24 protein-coding genes are annotated in these 20962 nt (G+C 74.1%); 11 read left to right on the plus strand and 13 right to left on the minus strand.

What is annotated here, in order from left to right; genetic code table 11:
* Position 1: 1 nt before the first annotated feature.
* Together gatA and gatC are read right to left on the minus strand one after the other, a co-directional pair.
* Complete coding sequence (gatA, locus tag ACFLFB_RS13500) at positions 2-1528, minus strand: Asp-tRNA(Asn)/Glu-tRNA(Gln) amidotransferase subunit GatA (RefSeq protein WP_392542697.1); 1527 nt, start codon at positions 1526-1528, stop codon at positions 2-4.
* A 52-nt stretch (positions 1529-1580) separates the two neighbouring features.
* Positions 1581-1877, minus strand: a complete 297-nt coding sequence (gene gatC / locus ACFLFB_RS13505; RefSeq protein ID WP_392542698.1) for an Asp-tRNA(Asn)/Glu-tRNA(Gln) amidotransferase subunit GatC — start codon at positions 1875-1877, stop codon at positions 1581-1583.
* Positions 1878-1943: 66 nt separating this feature from the next.
* On the opposite strand from gatC, the gene ACFLFB_RS13510 reads away from it, so the two are divergent.
* A complete protein-coding gene (locus ACFLFB_RS13510) occupies positions 1944-2627 on the plus strand; it encodes a trimeric intracellular cation channel family protein (protein WP_392542699.1) in 684 nt (227 codons plus the stop codon).
* Between the two features lie 3 nt (positions 2628-2630).
* Here ACFLFB_RS13510 and ACFLFB_RS13515 read toward each other — a convergent pair whose 3' ends face one another.
* Positions 2631-3173, minus strand: a complete 543-nt coding sequence (locus ACFLFB_RS13515) for a hypothetical protein (RefSeq protein WP_392542700.1) — start codon at positions 3171-3173, stop codon at positions 2631-2633.
* An 85-nt stretch (positions 3174-3258) separates the two neighbouring features.
* On the opposite strand from ACFLFB_RS13515, the gene ACFLFB_RS13520 reads away from it, so the two are divergent.
* Positions 3259-3555, plus strand: coding sequence for a hypothetical protein (locus ACFLFB_RS13520; protein WP_392542701.1), 297 nt, complete (start codon positions 3259-3261; stop codon positions 3553-3555).
* On the plus strand, positions 3552-4619 hold the full coding sequence (locus ACFLFB_RS13525) for a hypothetical protein (RefSeq protein WP_392542702.1): 1068 nt from the start codon (positions 3552-3554) through the stop codon (positions 4617-4619). Before ACFLFB_RS13520 ends, ACFLFB_RS13525 begins: the two co-directional genes overlap by 4 nt.
* A 28-nt stretch (positions 4620-4647) precedes the next feature.
* Here ACFLFB_RS13525 and ACFLFB_RS13530 read toward each other — a convergent pair whose 3' ends face one another.
* On the minus strand, positions 4648-4989 hold the full coding sequence (locus ACFLFB_RS13530; protein WP_392542703.1) for a hypothetical protein: 342 nt from the start codon (positions 4987-4989) through the stop codon (positions 4648-4650).
* A 119-nt stretch (positions 4990-5108) separates the two neighbouring features.
* Here ACFLFB_RS13530 and ACFLFB_RS13535 point away from each other — a divergent pair, with 119 nt between their 5' ends.
* Positions 5109-5573, plus strand: a complete 465-nt coding sequence (locus tag ACFLFB_RS13535) for a YbaB/EbfC family nucleoid-associated protein (RefSeq protein ID WP_392542704.1) — start codon at positions 5109-5111, stop codon at positions 5571-5573.
* Positions 5573-5974, plus strand: a complete 402-nt coding sequence (locus ACFLFB_RS13540) for a hypothetical protein (RefSeq protein WP_392542705.1) — start codon at positions 5573-5575, stop codon at positions 5972-5974. Before ACFLFB_RS13535 ends, ACFLFB_RS13540 begins: the two co-directional genes overlap by 1 nt.
* Positions 5975-5978: 4 nt before the next feature.
* Here ACFLFB_RS13540 and ligA read toward each other — a convergent pair whose 3' ends face one another.
* Positions 5979-8120, minus strand: coding sequence for an NAD-dependent DNA ligase LigA (gene ligA, locus ACFLFB_RS13545; RefSeq protein WP_392542706.1), 2142 nt, complete (start codon positions 8118-8120; stop codon positions 5979-5981).
* 39 nt (positions 8121-8159) lie between these two features.
* Positions 8160-8630, minus strand: a complete 471-nt coding sequence (locus tag ACFLFB_RS13550) for a DUF664 domain-containing protein (RefSeq protein WP_392542707.1) — start codon at positions 8628-8630, stop codon at positions 8160-8162.
* Positions 8631-8792: 162 nt separating this feature from the next.
* Between ACFLFB_RS13550 and ACFLFB_RS13555 the strand changes: the two genes are divergently transcribed.
* Entirely contained in the window at positions 8793-9002 is a 210-nt protein-coding gene (locus tag ACFLFB_RS13555; protein ID WP_392542708.1) for a hypothetical protein, read from the plus strand.
* A gap of 13 nt (positions 9003-9015) precedes the next feature.
* Here the strand turns inward: ACFLFB_RS13555 and ACFLFB_RS13560 are convergent, their stop codons facing one another.
* The 3 genes from ACFLFB_RS13560 to ACFLFB_RS13570 form a co-directional block, all read right to left on the minus strand.
* A complete protein-coding gene (locus ACFLFB_RS13560; protein WP_392542709.1) occupies positions 9016-9912 on the minus strand; it encodes an alpha/beta hydrolase fold domain-containing protein in 897 nt (298 codons plus the stop codon).
* The gene (locus tag ACFLFB_RS13565) at positions 9909-11078 is read right to left on the minus strand and encodes a WD40/YVTN/BNR-like repeat-containing protein (RefSeq protein ID WP_392542710.1); all 1170 of its coding nucleotides are present in this window, start codon (positions 11076-11078) and stop codon (positions 9909-9911) included. Before ACFLFB_RS13565 ends, ACFLFB_RS13560 begins: the two co-directional genes overlap by 4 nt.
* A 73-nt stretch (positions 11079-11151) precedes the next feature.
* On the minus strand, positions 11152-11574 hold the full coding sequence (locus ACFLFB_RS13570) for a TraR/DksA family transcriptional regulator (protein ID WP_392542711.1): 423 nt from the start codon (positions 11572-11574) through the stop codon (positions 11152-11154).
* A gap of 123 nt (positions 11575-11697) precedes the next feature.
* Between ACFLFB_RS13570 and ACFLFB_RS13575 the strand changes: the two genes are divergently transcribed.
* Together ACFLFB_RS13575 and ACFLFB_RS13580 are read left to right on the plus strand one after the other, a co-directional pair.
* Entirely contained in the window at positions 11698-13194 is a 1497-nt protein-coding gene (locus ACFLFB_RS13575; RefSeq protein WP_392542712.1) for a long-chain fatty acid--CoA ligase, read from the plus strand.
* Positions 13191-13640 (plus strand): hypothetical protein, encoded by a 450-nt coding sequence (locus tag ACFLFB_RS13580; protein ID WP_392542713.1) that lies wholly within the window; start codon positions 13191-13193, stop codon positions 13638-13640. Before ACFLFB_RS13575 ends, ACFLFB_RS13580 begins: the two co-directional genes overlap by 4 nt.
* On the opposite strand, the gene ACFLFB_RS13585 is transcribed toward ACFLFB_RS13580, so the two are convergent.
* The 3 genes from ACFLFB_RS13585 to ACFLFB_RS13595 are packed head-to-tail and all read right to left on the minus strand — an operon-like array spanning position 13630 to position 16558.
* Positions 13630-14607, minus strand: coding sequence for a DMT family transporter (locus ACFLFB_RS13585; RefSeq protein WP_392542714.1), 978 nt, complete (start codon positions 14605-14607; stop codon positions 13630-13632). The genes ACFLFB_RS13580 and ACFLFB_RS13585 overlap by 11 nt on opposite strands.
* On the minus strand, positions 14604-15605 hold the full coding sequence (locus ACFLFB_RS13590) for a methionine synthase (protein WP_392542715.1): 1002 nt from the start codon (positions 15603-15605) through the stop codon (positions 14604-14606). Before ACFLFB_RS13590 ends, ACFLFB_RS13585 begins: the two co-directional genes overlap by 4 nt.
* 32 nt (positions 15606-15637) lie before the next feature.
* Positions 15638-16558, minus strand: a complete 921-nt coding sequence (locus ACFLFB_RS13595; RefSeq protein ID WP_392542716.1) for a DUF1272 domain-containing protein — start codon at positions 16556-16558, stop codon at positions 15638-15640.
* An 82-nt stretch (positions 16559-16640) separates the two neighbouring features.
* Between ACFLFB_RS13595 and ACFLFB_RS13600 the strand changes: the two genes are divergently transcribed.
* From ACFLFB_RS13600 to ACFLFB_RS13610, 3 genes are all read left to right on the plus strand, one after another.
* Complete coding sequence (locus ACFLFB_RS13600) at positions 16641-18068, plus strand: PLP-dependent aminotransferase family protein (RefSeq protein ID WP_392542717.1); 1428 nt, start codon at positions 16641-16643, stop codon at positions 18066-18068.
* A 109-nt stretch (positions 18069-18177) separates the two neighbouring features.
* On the plus strand, positions 18178-18996 hold the full coding sequence (locus ACFLFB_RS13605) for a hypothetical protein (protein WP_392542718.1): 819 nt from the start codon (positions 18178-18180) through the stop codon (positions 18994-18996).
* Between the two features lie 74 nt (positions 18997-19070).
* Complete coding sequence (locus ACFLFB_RS13610) at positions 19071-19784, plus strand: DUF5995 family protein (RefSeq protein WP_392542719.1); 714 nt, start codon at positions 19071-19073, stop codon at positions 19782-19784.
* A 27-nt stretch (positions 19785-19811) separates the two neighbouring features.
* On the opposite strand, the gene ACFLFB_RS13615 is transcribed toward ACFLFB_RS13610, so the two are convergent.
* A complete protein-coding gene (locus ACFLFB_RS13615) occupies positions 19812-20786 on the minus strand; it encodes a pirin family protein (RefSeq protein ID WP_392542720.1) in 975 nt (324 codons plus the stop codon).
* Between the last annotated feature and the right edge of the window lie 176 nt (positions 20787-20962).

Below are 20962 nucleotides of genomic sequence, written 5' to 3' on the forward strand. Positions count from 1 at the left end.
CTCAGGCCTCCTTCGTCGTCGCGGCGAGCTCGGGGGCCCGGTCGAGGATGGCGCCACCCCACGCCGCGGTGAGGCGGGCCTCGAGAACCGCGCCGACCGCGTAGAGGCGGTCGTCGGCCATCGCCGGGGCGAGGATCTGGAACCCGGTGGGCAGCCCGTCCTCCTCGGCGAGGCCGCTCGGCACCGACATCCCGGGGATGCCGGCGAGGTTGGCGGGGATGGTCGCGATGTCGTTGAGGTACATCGCCATCGGGTCGTCGAGCTTGTCACCGAGCGTGAACGCGGTGGTCGGTGCCGTGGGGCTGACGAGGACGTCGGCCTGCCCGAACGCCGCGGTGAAGTCGTTCGCGATGAGGCGGCGGACCTTCTGTGCCGAGCCGTAGTAGGCGTCGTAGTAGCCGCTCGACAGGGCGTACGTGCCGAGGATGATGCGGCGCTTGACCTCGTCGCCGAAGCCGGCGTCGCGGGTGGCGGCCATGACCTGCTCGGCGCTCGGGTCGGCGACGCCGTCGGGGGCGACGCGCAGGCCGTAGCGCATGGCGTCGAACTTCGCGAGGTTGCTCGACGCCTCGCTCGGGAGGATGAGGTAGTACGCCGCGAGGGCGTAGGTGAAGCTCGGGCAGGAGACCTCGACGACCTCGGCCCCGGCGTCGACGAGGTGCTGCACGGCCTCGTCGAAGCGGGTCTGCACCCCGGCCTGGAAGCCCTCGCCGGTGAGCTCGCGGACGATCCCGATGCGTAGGCCCTTGACGTCGGCGCGGCGGGCCGCCTCGACCACGGGCGGCACGGGGGCGTCGATCGAGGTGGAGTCCATCGGGTCGTGGCCGGCGATGACCTCGTGGAGGAGCGCGGCGTCGAGGACGGTGCGGGTGCACGGCCCGGCCTGGTCGAGGGAGGACGCGAGCGCGACGAGGCCGTAGCGAGAGACGCCCCCGTAGGTCGGCTTGGTGCCGACGGTGCCGGTGACGGCCGCGGGCTGGCGGATCGAGCCGCCGGTGTCGGTGCCGATGGCCAGCGGAGCCTGGAACGACGCGACCACCGAGGACGAGCCGCCGCCGGAGCCGCCGGGGATCCGCTCGAGGTCCCACGGGTTGTGGCTCGGGCCGTAGGCGCTGTGCTCCGTGGAGGAGCCCATCGCGAACTCGTCCATGTTCGTCTTGCCGAGGATGGGCATGCCGGCCTCGCGCAGCCGCGTCACGAGGGTGGCGTCGTACGGCGGGACCCAGCCCTCGAGGATGCGCGACCCGCACGTCGTCGGGAGCCCCTGGGTCGCCATGACGTCCTTGACGGCGATCGGCACCCCGGCCAGGCGGTGCAGCGACTCGCCCGCGGCTCGGCGGCGGTCGACCTCGTCGGCCTGCGCGAGCGCACCGGCCTCGTCGACGTGGAGGTAGGAGTGCACGGCGCCGTCGACGGCAGCGGTGCGGTCGAGGTGGGCCCGGGCCACCTCGCGGGCCGAGACGCTCCCGGCGGCGAGGAGGTCGGCGAGCTCGGCGGCGGTGGACCGGGTGAGGTCGGTGGCAGTCACGTCACGGCTTTCTGGGCGGGGTGGGACGAGGGGCGCGGCTCGGGGCGCGCGCTCACTCCTCGTCGAGGATGCGGGGGACGCTGAAGCGCTGCTGCTCGGACTCCGGCGCGCCGGCGAGCGCGGCACCCGGCGCGAGGGACGGACGCACGACGTCGGGACGGGTGACGTTGACGATCGGCATCGGGTGGCTCATCGGCTCGACGTCGTCGATCGGCGCCTGCTGCACGGTGGCCACCGCCTCGAGGATGACGGCGAGCTCGCCGACCATGCGGTCGAGCTCGGCGTCGGAGAGGTCGATGCGGGCGAGACCGGCGAGGTGCGCCACGTCGTCACGGGTGAGGTCGGCCATGGGCGCCAGTCTATGGGCGGCCGCAGGGGCCGCTCGCCCCGCCCACCGGGCTGCGAGAATCGGCCGGTGCTCGCGGTGACCTCCTCCCTCCAGACCGTCCTCGATGTCGTGGGGGTCTTCGTCTTCGCGCTCTCCGGGGCGCTCGTGGCGGTCCGGCGGGGGCTCGACCTGTTCGGCGTGCTCGTCCTGTCGTGGGTCGCGGGGCTCGGCGGCGGCATCATCCGCGACCTCTTCCTCGGCATCACGCCGCCCGTGGCGGTCAGCGACTGGCGGCTGCTCGCGGCCGCGGTCCTCGCGGGCGCGCTCGTCTTCCTCCTCCACGGACGGTGGCAGGAGGTCGCGGCCCGCCACCCGGATGCCCGGTGGCGCCGGGTGTCGTACGCCGTGCGCCTCCTCGACGCGGCCGGCCTGGCGCTGTTCGCCGTGAGCGGCGCCCTCGTCGCCCTGACCGCGGACGCCGGACCCCTGGCGGCCACGCTCATCGGCGGGATCACCGGCATCGGCGGCGGGCTGCTGCGCGACGTCCTGGCCCGTCAGGTGCCCGAGGTCCTGCAGCGCGAGCTCTACGCCGTCCCCGCCCTCGCCGGCGCCGGGCTCGTCGTGCTCTTCCACCACCTCGGGGTGCTCAACCCCTTCACCGTGTGGCTCGCGGTCGGGTTCGTCTTCGTGACGCGGGTCGTCGCGGTCGTCCTCGACCTCAACGCGCCCCGCGCGCTCAGCAGCGGGAACCAGCAGGGCAGCGAGGGCTGACGCTCAGGCGCCGTCGCCGGGCGTGGGGGCGGGGCGCAGCAGCCGCGAGCGCGAGTACTCGTCGGACACCAGCTCGGGGCGCTGGGCGGCCCACGCCCTCACGAGGTCGAGGACGACCTGGAACTCGCGCGCGCTGTCGGCCACCTGCACCACCTGTCCCCCACCCTGCACCCGTACCCGCGCCCCGCGGTCGGCCCGCCCGATCCTCGCGGGCGGCAGGGCCTCGAGCCGGGTCAGGCCCTCGAGCGGTACCGAGAAGTGGCCCGGCTCCCGGCGGACACCCTCCGGCCCGAGCTCGACGCGGTAGGTGAGGAGGAACCACGTGGCCGGCGGGATGACGACGATGAAGACGGCCAGGAGCAGCACCGCGGCCAGCCCCGCGAAAAAGGGCGTCCCCTCCCCCACACCGTCCGCCACGAGCGAGGCGGCGAGGTACACGCACAGCCCCCACCAGGCGAGCATGAGCGGCAGGCTGACGAGCCGGGCCCACCCCGGGGCCCGGACGACGACGCGCGCGGGGAGTGCTCCCCGTTGAGGATCGCTCATACCTGTAAGTATCGTCACGACCCGAGGGGACGCACCCGGGGGGCGACGCCGGGTCACCGATGACGACACGAGGAAGGGGCATGCCATGACGCACTACGACGTGAGCCCCGCGGAGATCCGCACGCACGCGACCGACGTCGCTGGCGTCGCGCTGACGCTCGAGCAGATGTCGCAGGCCGGGTCGGTCAGCGGCGACAGCTACGGCCTGCTCCTCCAGTGGCTGCCCGGCATGATCAACGCCGCGATGGGCGACGTCGAGGGCGCCCTCGACACCGTGGCGCAGAACGCCGACCAGGCCGTCAACGGCCTCAAGGCCATGGCCGACCAGTACGAGGCCGACGACGCCGGCGCGTCGTGGCAGCTGAGGAGCTCCTACCCGTGAGCGGCACCACGCCCCCGAGCATCGGCCCGGCCAACCCGTACACCGTCTACGACCAGGGCAGCACCCACGAGGGCAGTCCGACCATCCAGGAGGGGTCCGGCTGGACCTCCGGCGCCGGCATCATCGACAGCGGCTACGGCACGATCAACGCGCTGTGCAGCGGCAACTGGGTCGATGCCGCGCTGAGCGGGGTCGCGCTCGTCCTCGACGCCGCGGCCACCGCCGCCGACCCGCTCGGCTCGGCGCTCGCCGCCGGCATCGGCTGGGTCATCGACCACCTCAACCCCATCAAGGGCTGGTTCGAGGAGGTCGCCGGCAACCCCGGCGGCGCCGTCGCCCAGGCCCAGGCGTGGGGCCTCATCGCCGCCGACCTCGGACCCGCCGCCACCGACTGGGGCACCAGCGCGATGCGGATGGAGGGCGGCAACGAGGGCCCGGCGGTCAACGCCTACCTCGACTGGCAGGCCACGCACACCGAGGCGATCGCCGCGCTCCAGGGGGCGGCCGAGGGGATGCAGCAGGCGATCAGCGTCGCGGCCGGCATCGTCGGCTTCGTCCACGGCTTCCTGCGCGACGTCCTCGCCCAGCTCGTCGGTGCGGCCATCAGCTGGGTCGCCCAGGCCGTGCTGTCCTTCGGCACGCTCATCCCGTGGATCTGCGGCCAGATCGGCACCCGCGTCGCCGCCCTCACCGCGAAGTGCTCGGCGTTCGTCGAAGGGCTCGTCCGTTCGGGCAGCACGCTCGGCGACCTGCTCTCCGCGCTCGGCACGTGGGGCAAGCAGCTGCTCCAGCTGCTCGACAAGATCAAGGCCAACCCGTCGCTGCACCGTCCGACCCCGCGGCACGCGGCCCCCGGCGGTCCACCCACGAACGTCCCACCCTGGAGCTGGACGCCACCCGACGGGTACACCCGGGGCGGGCGGCACTCGGCGCCCAACCCGACCTTCCCGGACGCCGTGCGCGACGGCGTGCGCGGTGGCGTGCGCGACTCGCCCTACACCGCGGCGACGAACGCGACCGACGGCGGCAAGCAGACCCACGCCGGTCACGACGAGGACGGCTGAGCCCACCTCGCCGGAGATGCCTTGCGGCTCAGACGTTCCGGAGGATCGTCACCACGAGGTACGCGGGGTAGTACGCCAGCCCCAGCACGACCACGGTCCACACGACCCAGCGCGCCACCAGCCCACCGGTCGTGCGCGCCTCAGGGTCGGGCGCGCGGAACGTCGCGAAGAAGCGCGAGTTGGCCAGCACGCCCCAGCGGCCGTCCTCGCGACGGGCGAACGGGGTCCACCAGTCGCCGGTGCGCAGCCCCGCGGCGACGCCGCGGACGTAGGGCACGAGGAAGAGCAGCAGCACCCCTCCGAAGAGCAACAGGGCGATGGCACTGACGAGCACGATGCCCCGACCGGGTGTCAGCTCCTCGAGCGGCACGACGGATCTCCCTCCCCTGACGGGCTCGTCGGCCCGTCCCCACGAACTCGGACGGCTCGACGCTACACGGGCACCGGGCCCGGTCGCCGCCCGGGAGGAGGCCCGGATAGGGTCGAGGGATGAGTCAGCCGAGGGGGTACTCGAGCCCGCAGGAGGCGCTCGCCGCCATCGCCGCGCAGACCGCGCAGGCCGGTCCGGAGGCCGAGCGCGCCCGGGCCTGGAGCGACGAGGTCGCCGCGCTGGAGGGCACGGGCACCGCCGCGAAGGGCCACGTCAAGGCCACCGTCGACGTCCAGGGCCTGCTCACCGGGCTGGCGGTCAGCGACGAGCTGGCCGCCCGCGGTGGGACGTCGGTCACGTCGGCCCTCCAGCAGGCCGTCCGGGCCGCGCAGGAGTCGGTGCGCGACCAGGCGGTCCGCTCGTCGGAGCGCGTCTGGGGTCCCGACTCGGCCACCACGGCCGCCTTCCGCGGCGAGGTCGAGACCGCGACCCGCCCGGTGGAGGTGGAGCCGCTGCCCACCGACGGCCCGGGCTCCGCGCCGCCACCGCCGCGCCGGCCCCAGCACGACGGGGGGACCTGGTGATGGACCCCAACCTCTTCGCCGGCGAGACCCCCGGCGCCCTCGAGCTCGAGCGGCTCGTGCAGCAGGCGCAGGCGGCGTTCGCCTGGCGCGCCCAGGTCGACTCCTACCGCGGACGGGCGACCGTCGAGGGCGTCGAGATCGAGGTGTCCTCCACCGGTGGCGTCGTGAAGCTGCGGGTCACCGATGCCGCGTGCTCGCGCGGTGGCGACGCCCTCGCCGGGTTCGTCCTCGACGCCGTCCACGCGGCCCAGCGCGACCTCGCCGCCCAGGTAAGCCGCTCGGCCGCCGACACCTTCGGCCCCGACTCGCCGCAGGCGCGCACCGTGGAGGATGCGGTGGGCCAGCGCTACCGGCGCGCGGCCGTCCTCCGGCCCGAGCCCGAGGACGACGACCGGCGCTGAGCGTTCACTCGGGCGAGCCGGTCTCGAGCAGGCGGGTGAACCCCGCCTCGTCGAGGATGGTGAGGCCGAGCTCGCGCGCCCTGTCCTCCTTGGACCCGGCGTTCTCCCCGACGACGACGTAGTCGGTCTTCTTCGACACCGACCCCGACGCCTTGCCGCCGCGGGAGAGGATCGCCTCCTTGGCCTCGTCGCGCGAGTAGCCGTCGAGCGAGCCGGTGACGACGACGGTGAGCCCGGCGAGGGTCTGCTCGACCGACTCGTCGCGCTCGTCCTCCATCCGGACGCCGTCGGCGGCCCAGCCGTCGACGATGGCGACGTGCCACTCGTTGCCCGGCTTGTCGAACCAGTCGCGCACCGACTCGGCGATGACCCCGCCGACGCCCTCGACCCCGGCGAGCTCCTCGACGCTCGCCTCGCGGATGCGCTGCATCGAGCCGAGGTGCTGGGCGAGGGCTCGTGCGGCGGTCGGTCCGACGTGGCGGATCGACAGCGCCACGAGGACGCGCCACAGCGGCTGCTGCTTGGCCTGGCCGAGGTTGTCGACGAGCTTCTGGCCGTTGGCCGACAGGACGCGGCCGTCGACCACGGCGTCCTCGGGGTCGGTCTTCTTCGCAGCCCTGGTGTAGAGCGGGACGCGGGCGATGTCCTCGGCGGTGAGGCCGAACAGGGTCGACTCGTCCTCGAGGACGCCGGAGTCGAGCAGGGCGACGGCGCCCTCGTAGCCGAGGGCCTCGATGTCGAAGGCCCCGCGCCCGGCCAGGCTCGACAGCCGCTCGCGCAGCTGCGCGGGGCAGGACCGGCTGTTGGGGCAGCGGATGTCCTTGTCGCCCTCCTTCTCGGGGGCGAGGGTGGTGCCGCAGGCCGGGCACTGCGTGGGCATGACGAACTCGCGCTCGGTGCCGTCGCGCAGGTCGACGACCGGGCCGAGGATCTCGGGGATGACGTCGCCGGCCTTGCGCAGGACGACCGTGTCGCCGATGAGGACGCCCTTGCGCACCACCTCCTGGGCGTTGTGCAGGGTGGCCCGCTCGACCGTGGACCCGGCGACGACGACCGGCGCCATGACCCCGAACGGCGTGACCCGGCCGGTGCGTCCGACGTTGACCTGGATGTCGAGGAGCTTGGTGTTGACCTCCTCCGGCGGGTACTTGAAGGCGATGGCCCACCGCGGCGCGCGTGACGTGGAGCCGAGCCGGCGCTGCACTGAGATCTCGTCGACCTTGACGACGACGCCGTCGATCTCGTGCTCGACGTCGTGGCGGTGCTCGCCGGTGTGCGCGATGAAGGCGTTGACCTCCTCGATGGAGTCGACGACGCGGAAGTGGGTGGAGACGGGCATGCCCCAGGCCTCGAGGGCGGCGTAGGCCTCGCTCTGGCGGGTGAGGTCGAACCCCTCGCGCTTGCCGAGGCCGTGGACGAGCATCCGCAGCTCACGGCTCGCCGTGACGCGAGGGTCCTTCTGCCGCAGCGACCCTGCCGCGGTGTTGCGCGGGTTGGCGTAGGGCGGCTTGCCCGCCTCGACGAGCTGCGCGTTGAGCTCGCCGAACGCCTCGATCGGGAAGTAGACCTCTCCGCGCACCTCGACGAGGTCGGGCACCGGGTGGGCCTTGGTCCCCGCGAGCTCGGTGGGGATGCCGCGCACGGTCCTGACGTTGAGGGTGACGTCCTCGCCCGTGCGGCCGTCGCCGCGGGTGAGGGCCCGGGTGAGGCGGCCCTTCTCGTAGAGGAGGTTGACGGCCAGCCCGTCGATCTTCAGCTCGCACAGGTAGTGCAGCTCGGCGCCGCCGGCGTCGCGGGTGACCCGGGCGTTCCACTCGAGCATCTCGTCGGTGGAGAAGGCGTTGTCGAGGCTGAGCATCCGCTCGAGGTGGTCGACGGCCTGGAACTCGGTGGAGAAGACCGCGCCGCCGACCTGCTGGGTGGGGCTGTCGGGTGTGCGCAGGGACGGGTGGTCGTCCTCGATGGCGTTGAGCCGCCGCATGAGGACGTCGTACTCGCCGTCGCTGACGGTCGGCGCGTCCTTCACGTGGTACGCGAACTGGTGGCCACGCGCCTCCTCGGCGAGGGTCTCCCAGTCGTGGCGGACGTCGTCGGGGACGACGTCGGCGGACTGCGGCGCGGCGGGGTCGGTGGGGGTCTCGCTCACGTCGTCATCCTGCCGCAGACCACTGACGTCCGGTGCTCCTCAGCGCCCCCGGCGAGCCCGCAGGACGTCCCGGGTCACCTCGAGCTGGCCGAGGTGCTGGGCGAGCTCCTCGTACACGTGGAGCAGCACCGCGCCCTGCGTCTGCAGCCCGGGGTCGTCGCGGTCCTTGCCGCCCGCGGGGTTCGCCGGTGGGGCGTCGGGCGAGGCCGCGGCGACGTCCTCGTGCAGGGTCGCCCGGCCGGCCTCGATGAGGGCGAGCGCCTCCTCCACGGTTCCGGTGGCGGTGAACTCGGCGGCGCGGTCACGGGGCACGACGATCCCCCGGTTCACGGTGCGCCCCCACCGCGCCATCACCCCGACGACGTGGGTGACGAGGGCGAAGGCCGAGTTGCTGCCGTCGACGCCCTCGACCCGCTCGTTGACGAGGTCGTCGCCGAGGTCGCGGCACAGGTCCGCGTACGCGTCGAGCGCGGTGTCGCAGTAGGCGAGGAACTCGTCGGTGCTGATCACGCCGCCAGACGCTACGCCCTCGGCGGACGGGCGTGCGGTCGTCGGTGCCGCTGGTCACCGTCGGACGCGTTCCTCCCGCTCAACGCCGCCGTCACGGGCGCCCTCACCGCGGTCCAGCTGTCCGTCACCCCGCGACTCGACGAGGAGACCCGGGACGCCCTCATGGACGTCGGAGCCCGGCTGCGTGGGGTGGAGGCCTCCCTCACGGCCTCGCTGGGGCGCTTCGCGGGCTACCGGGCCCGGTTCCTCACGGCGCTGTTCCGGGCCGACGACGACCCCGCCTGGCTCGCCGGGACCTCCGTCGACTCGTGCCACCGGGTGTGGTTCGAGCTCCACGAGGACCTCGTCGCGACGCTGGGCGTGTCCCGCTGAGATCGAGTGCTGCTCAGGGCTTTCCGGCGAGGAGGGCGGTCACGCGGGCCGAGATCTCGCCCCGCGCCCGCCGTCCCTCGGGCGTGGGAAGCAGCGGGTAGTCGTGGATGGCACCGTCCTCCACGTGCAGGGTGAAGGCGGCGTCGGGCGGCATCCGCCGGCCCAGCTCGCGGCAGTCGGGCAGGGTGATGTCGCGCGTCCCGACCCAGACCTCGACCGGCGGGAGGTCCGCGAGCGGGCCGTGGAGCGGGCTGACGCGGGGGTCGTCGACGGTCAGCTCGCCCGCCCACGACCTGGCGATGGGGCGCAGCCCGGCTCGGGTCAGCCACGGGTCGGTGGGTTCGACCACGGCGATCTCGGGGTTGGTCATCGTCAGGTCGACCCAGGGCGCGATGAGGACGAGCCCGGCCACCAGGGAGCGCGCCTCCGGCGGCGCCTGCTGGGCCGCGACGAGCGCGAGCCCGCCGCCGGCCGAGTCGCCGGACAGCACGCAGGTGCGCCCCGCCCCCACGGCCTGCCCGACGACCTCCGCCACGAGGTCGACGGCCTCGGTCGCGGTGGCGTGCGGCGCGAGCCCGTAGACGGGCACGTGCACCTCGCAGCACGTCTCGCGGGCGAGGTGGGCGACGAACGCCCACTGCTGCTCGACGATCTCGTTCGTGTACGCCCCGCCGTGGAGGTAGACCACCGCACCGGCCGCGGGTGGCGCATCGGGCCGCCGGACGACGTGGACGTCCCGCCCGCGGACCTGGTGGGTGGTCACGAGGAGCCCGCGGAGCACGTCCTCCGGCGGGGTCGACGGACCCTTGACCGAGCGGAGGAAGGCGACCCCGGCCTCGTGCGTGGCGTAGCGCTTCTTGCGGGTGAGGCGAACGTGCAGCGCCACCACCCTCATCGCGAGGCTGGTCACGACCGCCCGGTCGGCTCGAGCACCTCGACGGCCAGCACCGTGGGCAGGTGCCGGGCGATCTCGGTCCAGGTCTCGCCCTCGTCACGGCTGGCGAACACCGAACCGGTGTTGGTGCCGAAGTAGACGCCGGCGGGGTCCTGGGCATCGCCGCTCATCCCCTGCCGCAGCACCGTGAAGAAGCACGCCTCCTGCGGCAGGCCGTCGCGCAGCGCCTCCCAGGAGGCCCCGGCGTCCCGCGAGCGCCAGACGGCGGCGGCGGCATCCGGCGGGTAGCGGCCCTGCGTGTCACCGTTGAGCGGGACCGTCCAGACGGTGCGCGGGTCGCGGGGGTGGGCCCAGAGCGGGAACCCGAACGTCGACGGCAGCCCCGATGTGATGTCGTGCCAGTGGTGGCCCCCGTCGTCGGAGCGCCAGACCCCGTGGTGGTTCTGCTGGTAGAGCACCTCACCGTCGCCCGCCGCGTGCTCGACGTGGTGCACGCAGAACCCGGTGTGCCCGTCGGACGCCGCCGCCGGGTGCCCGCCCTTCTCGCCGTCGGCCGGGTCGGCGAGGTCGTTGCGCCGCTCCCAGGTGACCCCGCCGTCCTCGGTGGCGAAGACCCCGGCGGCCGAGATGCCGACCCACATCCGCTCGGGATCCCGGGGGTCGGCGACGATGGTGTGCAGGACGAGCCCGGCCGCGCCGGGCCCCCACTCGGGGGCCGACGGGTGGTCGGTGAGCCCCTTGACCTGCTCCCAGGTGGAGCCGTCGTCGTCGCTGACGAGCAGGGTCGCGGGCTTGGTGCCGGCGTAGAGGCGACCACCGCCGCGGCCCAGCGACCACACCTGCGAGAAGCCGTCACCGAAGGGTGCCGGCTCCTCGCTCCAGCCGATGGACGCCGCGAACACCGGGTCGTCCGCCGCCCACGCGTCCACCTGCCCGGTCGTCAGCTTCGCGAGCTCCCACGTGTGGCCCCGGTCGTCCGAGCGCCAGACCCCGGCCCCGGACCAGTCGCCGCCCCCACCGGCCCACATCGTCCCCGTGGCGGGGTCGCCGATGACGTGGTTCACCGGCCACCCGCCGCAGTACGGCCCGCGGACGGTCCAGCTCGCTCGGTCGGCGTCCCCGTCGAGGACGAACGCTCCCTTGGTCGTTCCCACCAGCAGGTGGACGGCTGCGTCGGACATGGGGACCCCTTCGTCGGTCGGTTCCGCCGTCCAGTCTCGTGACCCGCCCCCGCCCGGGCAAGGCGTGCCGTGCCTAGGTCGTGGGACGAGCCGCGGGGGCGTGCTGGACGCAGGTCCTCGCCGTCGGCCTCGCCTCCAGCCTGCCGGCAGCGATCGCTTCGCCGCAGACCTCGCACACCCCGTACGTCCCCGCCCCGACCCGCTCGAGAGCGGCATCGACCTCTCCCAGGTGGTCCTGTGCCTGGCCGGTCATCGCCGCCAGCTGGGAGCGCTCGTAGGCGATCGTCTGGCCCTCCGGGTCGTGCTCGTCGTCCGCGTTGGAGTCGCGCGAGGCGTCGATGAGCGCGGCCATGTCGTCGGCCAGCCGTGCGATGCGGTCGAGCAGGGCGGCGCGCTCGGCGCGCAGCAGGGCTTCGGCGCGCAGCAGGGCCTCGGCCCGACCGGGGAGCGAGAGGGCGTCGCCGCCGGAGGGACCCGACGCAGTCACCTCGTCCATGGCGCGCATCCTCGCAGGTCGCCCTGATGGCCCATCGGCTCCGGCGATCCTCTGGCGCGGCACGACCGCCGCGGGTGAGGATGGGGCCAGACCGTCACTGCCGCCGGACCCAGGGAGCCCTCGATGACGAACCTCGCCACCAACCTCACGACGACCGCCGCCGGGAGCCCGGAGAAGGACGCCCTGCGGATCAGTGGCCAGGGGGTCACCTACGGCCAGCTGCACGCCATGGCCGCGAAGGTCGCGGGGACGTTGCGCGCCAACGGGATCGAGCCCGGCGACCGCGTGGCCGTCATCCTCCCGAACGTGCCGGCCTTCCCCGTCGTCTACTGGGGCATCCTCCTCGCGGGCGGCGTCGTGGTGCCGATGAACCCGCTGCTCAAGGCCGGCGAGATCGACTACTTCTTCACCGACTCCGGCGCCAAGATCGCCTTCGTCTGGCCCGACTTCGTCCCCGAGGCCACCAAGGGCGCCGAGAACAGCGGCACGACGATCGTCGAGTGCTCCGCCACCGGTCCGGCCGAGGGCACGTTCGAGGGCGGCGAGCCCATCACCGAGCCCACCGAGCGGGCCGACGACGACACCGCGATCATCCTCTACACCTCGGGCACCACCGGCCGCCCCAAGGGCGCCGAGCTCACGCACAGCAACATCCACCTCAACGCGCACCGCTCGGCCGAGGTCATCCAGCAGATGACGAGCGAGGACGTCGTCATGGGCTGCCTGCCCCTGTTCCACGTGTTCGGGCTCGTCGTCGGCCTCAACGCCGCGACCATCGCCGGCGCCTCCCTCGCCCTCATCCCCCGCTTCGACCCCGCGGCGGCGATCGAGGTCATCGAGAAGGAGCGGGTGACGATCATGCAGGGCGTGCCGACGATGTACGCGGCGATCCTCAACCACCCGAACAGCGACGGCATGGACGCCAGCAGCCTGCGCACCTGCGCCAGCGGCGGCTCCGCGATGCCGCTCGAGGTGATGCGCTCCTTCGAGGACAAGTTCGGCTGCGTCATCCTCGAGGGGTACGGCCTGTCGGAGACCTCGCCCGTCGCGAGCTTCAACATGCCCACGATGGAGCGCAAGCCGGGAACCATCGGCGTCGCCATCCCCGGCTGCGAGATGCGCTGCGTCGACCTCGACGGCAACGAGGTGGCGCACGGCGAGGTCGGCGAGATCGCGATCCGCGGCGACAACGTCATGAAGGGCTACTGGAACAAGCCCGAGGCCACCGCCGAGGCGATCCCCGACGGCTGGTTCCGCACCGGCGACCTCGCGACGATGGACGACGAGGGCTACTTCACGATCGTCGACCGCAAGAAGGACATGATCCTGCGCGGCGGGATGAACGTCTACCCGCGCGAGGTCGAGGAGGTCGTCTACCAGCACCCCGACGTCCTCGAGGTCGCCGTGGTCGGCATGCCCGACGACCTCTACGGCGAGCAGGTCGGCGCGGCCGTCGCGCTGCGCGAGGGTTCGACCGCGACGCCGGACGACATCATCGCCTTCACCAAGGAGCGGATCGCCGCGTACAAGTACCCGCGCAAGGTCTGGGTCGTCGACGCCCTGCCCAAGGGCCCCACGGGCAAGATCCTCCGGCGCGAGGTCCACGCGCCGGCCGAGTGAGCACCCCCGTCGGCGCCCTCGACCGCTGGCGCACGGTCGGCCTCACCCTCCACGTCGTGTGGGCGGTGCTGCTCGTCGGTGCCGTGCTGCTCTGGGTGCGCGTGGCCTTCCTCGGTGGCGCGGACGTGGACACCGGCGCGGCCCGGCTGTTCGGCGGACCGTTCGCCCTGCTGGCGCTCGGCATCCTCTGGTGGGTCTGGCGCTCGTCGCGCACGCTGCGCGCCGGTCGTCGGGAGGGCTGGACCCTCCCCCTCGCGCTCGGCGGCGTCGCCGTCGCCCAGGCCGTGATGACCGGGATGCCGCTGCTCGCCGCCTCGCGCGGCGGAGGTGGCGGCTCCCTCGGGTGGGTCGTCGCGGTCATCGCGACCGGAGCCGCGCTCGGCGTCCTCTCCCTCGGGGCGTCGCTGATGGGGCGCCGCGCCTGGGACCGCGCCCTCAGCGAGTAGCGGCCTGCTCGCGCTCGCGCACGACGACGGCCTCGGGCGCCTTCGGCTTGCGGTTGATGACGAACGCCGCGCCGAGCACGATCGCGAACCCGACGAGCTGCGCCGCGCCCAGGTGCTCGCCGAGCACGAGGACGCCGAGCAGGACCGACACCACCGGGATGAGGTAGGTGATCGTCGACCCGATGACGGGACCGGCGCCGCGCACGACGTCGAACTGCAGCATGTACGCGAAACCCGTTCCCACGAGGCCGAGCACGAGCACGCAGAGCAGGGGCAGCCAGGCCCACTGGCCGGCGTCGGCGGGCCCGTAGGACCACATGGCCGCGATCCCCGCCGGCTGGGTCAGCGCCCACCCGACGACGACGGGGACCATGAGCACGAGGCCGGTGAGGAGGGTGGCCGCCGGCTGGGAGAGCCCGCCGAGGTCGACCCCGCTGAGGAAGCGGCGGTTGTAGGTCCACCCGATGCCGTAGCTGGCACCGCCGACGAGGGCCATCGAGAAGCCGACGAGGTCGGGCCGGTCGGTGGCGGTCCACGGCTGCATGATCGTGACGACCCCGAGGAAGCCGATGCCGACGGCGACGAGGCGTCGGCCCGTGGCCCGCTCCCCCGGCAGGATCGCGAGCGTGGCGAGCACGGTGGCGATGGGCGTGGCCGCGTTGCCGATGCCGGCCAGGGCCGAGCTGATCCGCGTCTCGGACAGGGCGAACAGCGTGAAGGGCAGGGCGGCGAGGAAGAAGCCGCAGACGAAGAGGTGGCCCCACACCCGCGCACCGGACGGCAGGCGGCCACCGCCGAGGAAGAGGAGCGCGGTGATGACGGCGGCGCCGGACACGATCCGCAGGGCGGAGATCTGCACCGCCGACAGCGACTCCAGGCCCACCTTCATCAGCAGGAAGCTCGACCCCCAGATGAGGACGAGCGCGATGAACTTGACCTGCCAGGGGACACGGGGCTGACGGCTCACCGGTCGACCTCCTCTCCGAGACGGCGCGCGGTGTCGAGCGCCGCCCGTACAACGTCACGGGCCCCCTGCGGTGTGAGTCCGGCGAGCCCGCACGTCGGCGTGACGACGAGCCCGCGCAGGGCGTCGGCGGCCAGGCCGGCGCGCTCGAGCCCGTCGACGACCAGCCGGTGCGCACCCGTGGACGTCCCCGACCCGTCGGTGGGGAGCACCCCGGCCCACACACCCGTGCCGGTGTCGAGGGTCGCGGCGACCGACTCCCACCGCGCCGGCGTGGCGCCCGTGAGGTCGATGGCGACCGCCCCCACGCCGGTCGAGCGCAGCAGCGGCAGCGGGGCCGACGGGTGGCACGAGTGGATGACGGTGGGCCCGTCGTGGGCGGCGAGGACGGTCTGCAGCCCGCGCGCGGCGACCTGCGGGTCGACCGAGCGGATCCGCCCGAACCCGGAGTCGGTGGGCAGCAGCCCCTCGAGGACGGCCGGCAGCGACGGCTCGTCGAGCTGGAGGACGACCTCGGCCCCCGGGACGAGGCGCCGGACGTCGGCGACCCAGCGCGCGATGCCGGCGGCGAGCGACTCGACGAGCTCCGCGGAGGCGCCGGTGTCGACGAGCGCCCGCTCGCCGCGGTTGAGCCGTACCGAGGCGGCGAGGGTCCACGGCCCGGCGACCTGCAGCTTCAGCGGGCCGATGTAGCCGTCGTAGGCCTCGGCCAGCTCGTCGAGCTCCTCGCGCAGGAGCGAGGCCGTGCGCCCGGCGTCGCGTCCCGGCCGGTCGACGAAGCGCCAGCCGCTGGGCTGGAGGTCGACGGGCAGGTCGACGAGGAGCCCGGCGGCCCGGCCGATGATGTCGGCTCCCGGACCACGGGCCGGTGTCTCGGGGAGGAACGGCAGCCCCACTCCGTCGCCCTCGAGGAGCAGGTCGCGGACGGTGCGGACGGCCTCACGCACCGACGTCCCCGGCCACGAGCCGATCCCGGTCGCCCGCACGGGTGCCACGGTCACGACAGAGGGATCCACCTGCACCACAACCTCGCTCATCGCGCTCCCATTCCGACCGACGCGACGAAGCCCGTCACGGACGCCGGCACCGGCACCCCGTCCTCCACCGACCACGGGGCGGGCTCGGGCTCCCCGGCCACGACGCGCAGCGGGACGACCCCGCACCAGGCCCCGTCGACGTCGTCCTCCGGCAGCGACGGGCCACCGGAGCGCGCCTTGAGGACCCAGTGCCCGTCGGTGATGGGGAGCGCCATCGCCAGGGTGGCCGCCTCCTCCTTGGGCGTCGACGCGCGGACCTCTGCGGTACGGCCGGGGATCAGCCGCTCGGAGATGCGCTCGAGCGCGCTCGCCCGGTCGGCGCCGGTGAGGTTGACCAGCTCGCCGTGGACGACGGCCGAGCGGTAGTTGGCCGAGGAGTCGAAGGTCGTGTGGGCGACGACGAGGCCGTCGACGACGGTGACGCTGAGGACGGCCGGCGCCCCGGCCGCCACCTGGCGCAGCGCACCGGCCCCGGTGGACCCGTGCAGCAGGAGCCGGTCGCCGTCGCGGGCGAAGAGCATGGGGACGACCCACGGGCGCCCGTCGACCACGGTGGACAGGGTGCCGGCGAGCACCTCGTCGAGGAGCGAGTCCAGGGCCGCGCGGTCGGGGGCGCCGCGCTCGGGCTTGCGGGTGAGCCGCTGGGTGGGCCGGGCCCGCCCCACGTACCCGGGTCCGGGGCAGGGCTCGTCGGACACCACGCGCGTCGTGGAGGCGGGGTGGCGCACGAGCGCGTCACCCACCCGGGTGGGGCGCGGCATCAGGGCGCCACCGCAGTTCGGGCAGGCGCGCTCGAGGTGCTCGGCGCAGCCCGAGCACCACGTGCACTCGAACGAGCAGACGACGGCCCCGACCTCGTCGGCCGGCAGGTCGACGTCGCAGCACTCACACCCCGGTCGCATCTCCAGCCCGCTCACGAGACGTCATCCTCCCCCATCCAAGTGGTCCATGCCGAGAACCACTTCCGCCGTGAACCACTGGACCAGTATCGTCGCGCCCGTGCCCCGTCCCGCACGCCCCCTCGACCTGCCGCTGCGGGTCCTCGACGGCCCGGCGCCGCTGCGCCACCGGGTCGCCGACGCCGTCGTGGCCGAGCTGCGCGCCGGGAGGCTGCGCCCGGGCGACGCGCTCCCCTCGACCCGGGTGCTGGCCACCGCCCTGGGGGTGTCGCGGGGACCGGTCGTCGCCGCCTACGACGAGCTAGCGGCGGCAGGCTTCGTCGTGAGCCGGGCAGGGTCCGGGGCCGTCGTCGCGGCCGATGCCGACCGCGCGGCCCGCGCGGGTGCCGCCACCCACGTCCACGCCACCCCCGGCGCCGAGGCCGCCGTCGAGGCTGCCGCCACCCCCGGGCCCCGCTGGGACCTGCGGCCGGGACGCCCCGACACCTCGCTCCTCGACGCCGCGGCCTGGCGTCGCGCCTGGCGCACGGCCGGCTCGGTCGTGCCCGGCAACGACGCCGGGGCGGGTCCCGAGCACCGCCGGCTGCGCGAGGTGCTCACCGACCACCTGCGGCGCAGCCGCGGCGTCGCCATCGACCCCGCCGACCTCCTCGTCGTCCCCGGGGTCGGCGCCTCGCTGCGCGCGCTCCCCCGCCCCCTCGGGCTGGTCGGCCGCACCGTCGTCCTCGAGGACCCCGGGTACGTGGAGGCGTGGACGGCCTTCGCGGCGGAGGGGGTGCGCGTGGTCGCCGTGCCCGTCGACGCCGACGGCCTCGACCCCGACCAGGTGCCGGAGGACGCCGCGGCCACCTACGTCACGCCCTCGCACCAGTACCCGCTCGGCGCCCGGATGCCGGTGACGCGCCGGGTCCAGCTCCTCGACCACGCCCGCCGCACCGGTGCGGTCGTCATCGAGGACGACTACGACGGGGAGTTCCGCTACGACGTCTCGCCCCTGCCCGCGCTGCGGTCGCTGCCCGGCGCCGACGACCACGTCGTCTACGTCGGCACGGCGAGCAAGCTGCTCGCGCCGTCGCTGCGGGTCGCCTGGGTCGCTCCCCCGTCGCACCTGCGCGAGGCGCTGCGGGTCGAGCTCGAGAGCCGCGGGCTGGTCGTCAACGAGGCCACCGGTCTGGCGCTGGCGGAGTTCGTCGCGAGCGGCGCGCTGGCCGCCCACCACGCGAGGGTCACCCGCACCTACGCCGCCCGGCGCGCGGCCCTCGTCGCGGCCGTCGCCCGCCACCTGCCCGGCGCGCACCTCGAGGGGGTCGACGCCGGACTGCACGTCGTGCTGCGCCTGCCCGACGACGTCGACGACCTCGACGTCGTCACCGACCTCGCCGGGCGCGGCCTGGCGGCGAGCCCGCTTTCGGCGTACGCGATCGAGGCGCCGGTGCGCGGCCTCGTGCTCTGCTACGCCGGCCTGCCGGAGACCGCGGCGGATGCCGCGGTGCGGGTGCTGGCCGCGGTCGTCGCCGCCCGCGGCTGACCGGGCTCCCCGGGGAGTCCTCCCCATCGACCCCGCCGGGGCGCGCGCCTAGCGTCGCTGCGGGGGGCACGGGGGACGTGTCCCCGACACACGAGAGGGGAACTCACGCATGACACACGACGACCACACGGCGAGCCGCCGCAGCCTGGTCGGGGGGACGATCGGCGCGGGGGCGCTCGGTCTCGTCGGGGCGGGTGCGGCCGGGCTGGCCACTGCCGCACCGGCGTCCGCGCACGGCACCATCACCACGTACTCGACGATCAACGGGGCCCGCACGGTCTACGAGGTCAACCAGGCGCTGGCGAGCTGGGGCTACCGGCCCTCGTTCCACGACCGGCTCAACACCTGGCTCGCGTTCTGGAACGCCAACACCCCGGCGAGCTACCCCAACGCCTCTCGCGTCTGGGGCTACGGCGCCCACTACGACGGCCGCCCGACCGAGGCGCACAACAACGGCCGCGGCTTCGACCTGTCGCGCATCTACACCGGCAGCACCCGGCGCTTCATCGCCCGGTACGACATCTGGAAGAACTGGTCGGGCAGCGACCTCACCACCGCGCGGCGCCACTACTGGGCCACGTCGGCGTCGACGCACTACCACTTCCGCAACGTGCTGACCTACCTCTACAACGGGGACCACCACAACCACATCCACATCGACAACCTCGTCTCCGGCACGGTGAACAGCAGCTTCGACTCCACGTCGAGGGCGCAGGTGCTGCACGTCCAGGCGTCCTGCCGCTACGTCTGGGGCCTGCCGACGACGATCGACGGCGTGTGGGGCTCGCAGACGTCGAGCCACTCCACCCGGGTGCTGCGCGCCGCGGGCGTGGCCACCGGCGGCATCGGCACCCAGTCGCGCTGGCTCGCGTTCAACCGCGCGACGATGCGCAAGGGCTACGGCACCCAGACCTACCGGGCGCCCTGACCCGTCCGACGACCGGCGTGACGACGCCCCCGGGACCGGTGGTCCCGGGGGCGTCCCGCGCCTAGGCTGCCGCCATGTCGGACCCCTCCGCCGAGCTGCGGCTCATCGCGTTGCGCGACGGCTGGGTCGTCACGGGCGACCGCAGGGCGCTGTTCGCCGACTGCTACCGCCTGATGACGCAGCGGATGCTCGAGGGGTTGGCGGCCGGCGGCTTCCACGACCCGGTGTGGGTCGCCCGCCTGCTCGACCGGTTCGCCGACTACTACTTCGAGGCCGTCGACGCGGTCGAGGCGCACGAGGTGACCGACCCGCTCGACACCTGCCCGGCCGTGTGGCGGGTGGCGTTCGACGCGTGCGCCGACCCGTGCTGCCACCCGCTGCAGGCGCTGCTGCTCGGCATCAACGCGCACATCAACCACGACCTCGCGCTGGCGATCGTCGACGTCCTCGACGACTGGCCCGGCCTCGACGAGGCCGCGCGCGACGCCCGCCGCGCCGACCACAGGCGGGTCAACGACACGATCCGCGCCACGACCGACGAGGTGCAGCGCGACGTCGTCGCCGCGTGGGCGCCGAGCACCACGGTGCTGGACGAGTGGTTCGGCGGCATCGACGAATGGGTCTTCGCCGAGGTGGTCGAGGTCTTCCGCGACCAGGTGTGGGACGACGCCATGCGCCTGCTCGCGGTCCCGGTCGAGCTGCGGGCCGAGGCGGCCGACGAGATCGCCGGCCGGGCCGCTCGGACGGCGGCCGTCATCATGCTCGGACGGCACCCGGCCCCGGGCTGACCGTGGTCGGCCCGGGGCGCAGCGGCGTCAGAGGACGTCGTGCCCGGGGTGCGGCTCGGAGGGGATGGTGCCCAGGCGCCCGGCCTGGAAGTCCTCGAAGGCCTGGACGAGCTCGGCGCGGGTGTTCATGACGAACGGGCCGTACGCCGCGACGGGTTCGCGGATGGGGCGGCCGCCGAGGACGTAGAGGTCCAGGCTGGGGCTGCGGCTCTCCTGGCTGTCGTCGGCGCCGACCTCGATGACGTCGCCGGCACCGAGCACCGCGAGCTGGCCCATCCGCAGGGGGCGGCGGTCGGGGCCGACCGTGCCGTTGCCGGCCAGCACGTACACGAGCGCGTTGTAGTCCTGGTTCCACGGCAGGCGCACCCGGGCGCCCGGCGCGATGGTCGCGTGGAGCACGGTGATCGGCGTGTGCGTGATGCCGGGGCCGGCGTGGCCGTCGAGCTCGCCGGCGATGACGCGCACGAGGGCGCCGCCGTCGGGGCTGGAGAGCAGGGCGACCTCGCCACCACGGATGTCCTGGTAGCGCGGGGGCGACATCTTCTGGCTGCTCGGGAGGTTCACCCACAGCTGGAGGCCGTGGAAGAGGCCGCCGCTGACGACGAGCTCCTCCGGGGGCACCTCGATGTGCAGCAGGCCGGAACCGGCCGTCATCCACTGGGTGTCGCCGTCGGAGATGACGCCACCGCCGCCGTGCGAGTCACGGTGCACGAACGAGCCGTCGATGATGTAGGTGACGGTCTCGAAGCCGCGGTGTGGGTGCCACGCGGTGCCCTTGGGCTCGCCCGGCGCGTACTCGACCTCGCCCATCTGGTCCATGTGGATGAAGGGGTCCAGGGCCGCCAGGTCGACGCCGGCGAACGCGCGGCGGACGGGGAAGCCCTCGCCCTCGAAGCCCTGCGGGGCCGTCGTGACCGACCGGACGGGACGGCTCACGGCGGTGGCGACGGGGTCGGAGACCCGCGGGAGGGTCAGGACGTTCTCGACGGTCACGGCCGGCATGGTGATCAGCTCCTCAGGCTCATCGGTCCCCTCTGCGGGGTTCGACACGTCCAACGATAGTTGACACATCAACTATTCCGCCACCCGAGCGCCCGATCTCCTCCCCCGGTTGCCGACCTCCGCGACCCGACCTACGTTGGCCGGGCGCCGACGTCACCCGTCGGCGCTTTCCACGC

It is taken from the genome of Oryzobacter telluris (assembly GCF_043099285.1).
GTDB lineage: Bacteria > Actinomycetota > Actinomycetes > Actinomycetales > Dermatophilaceae > Oryzobacter > Oryzobacter telluris.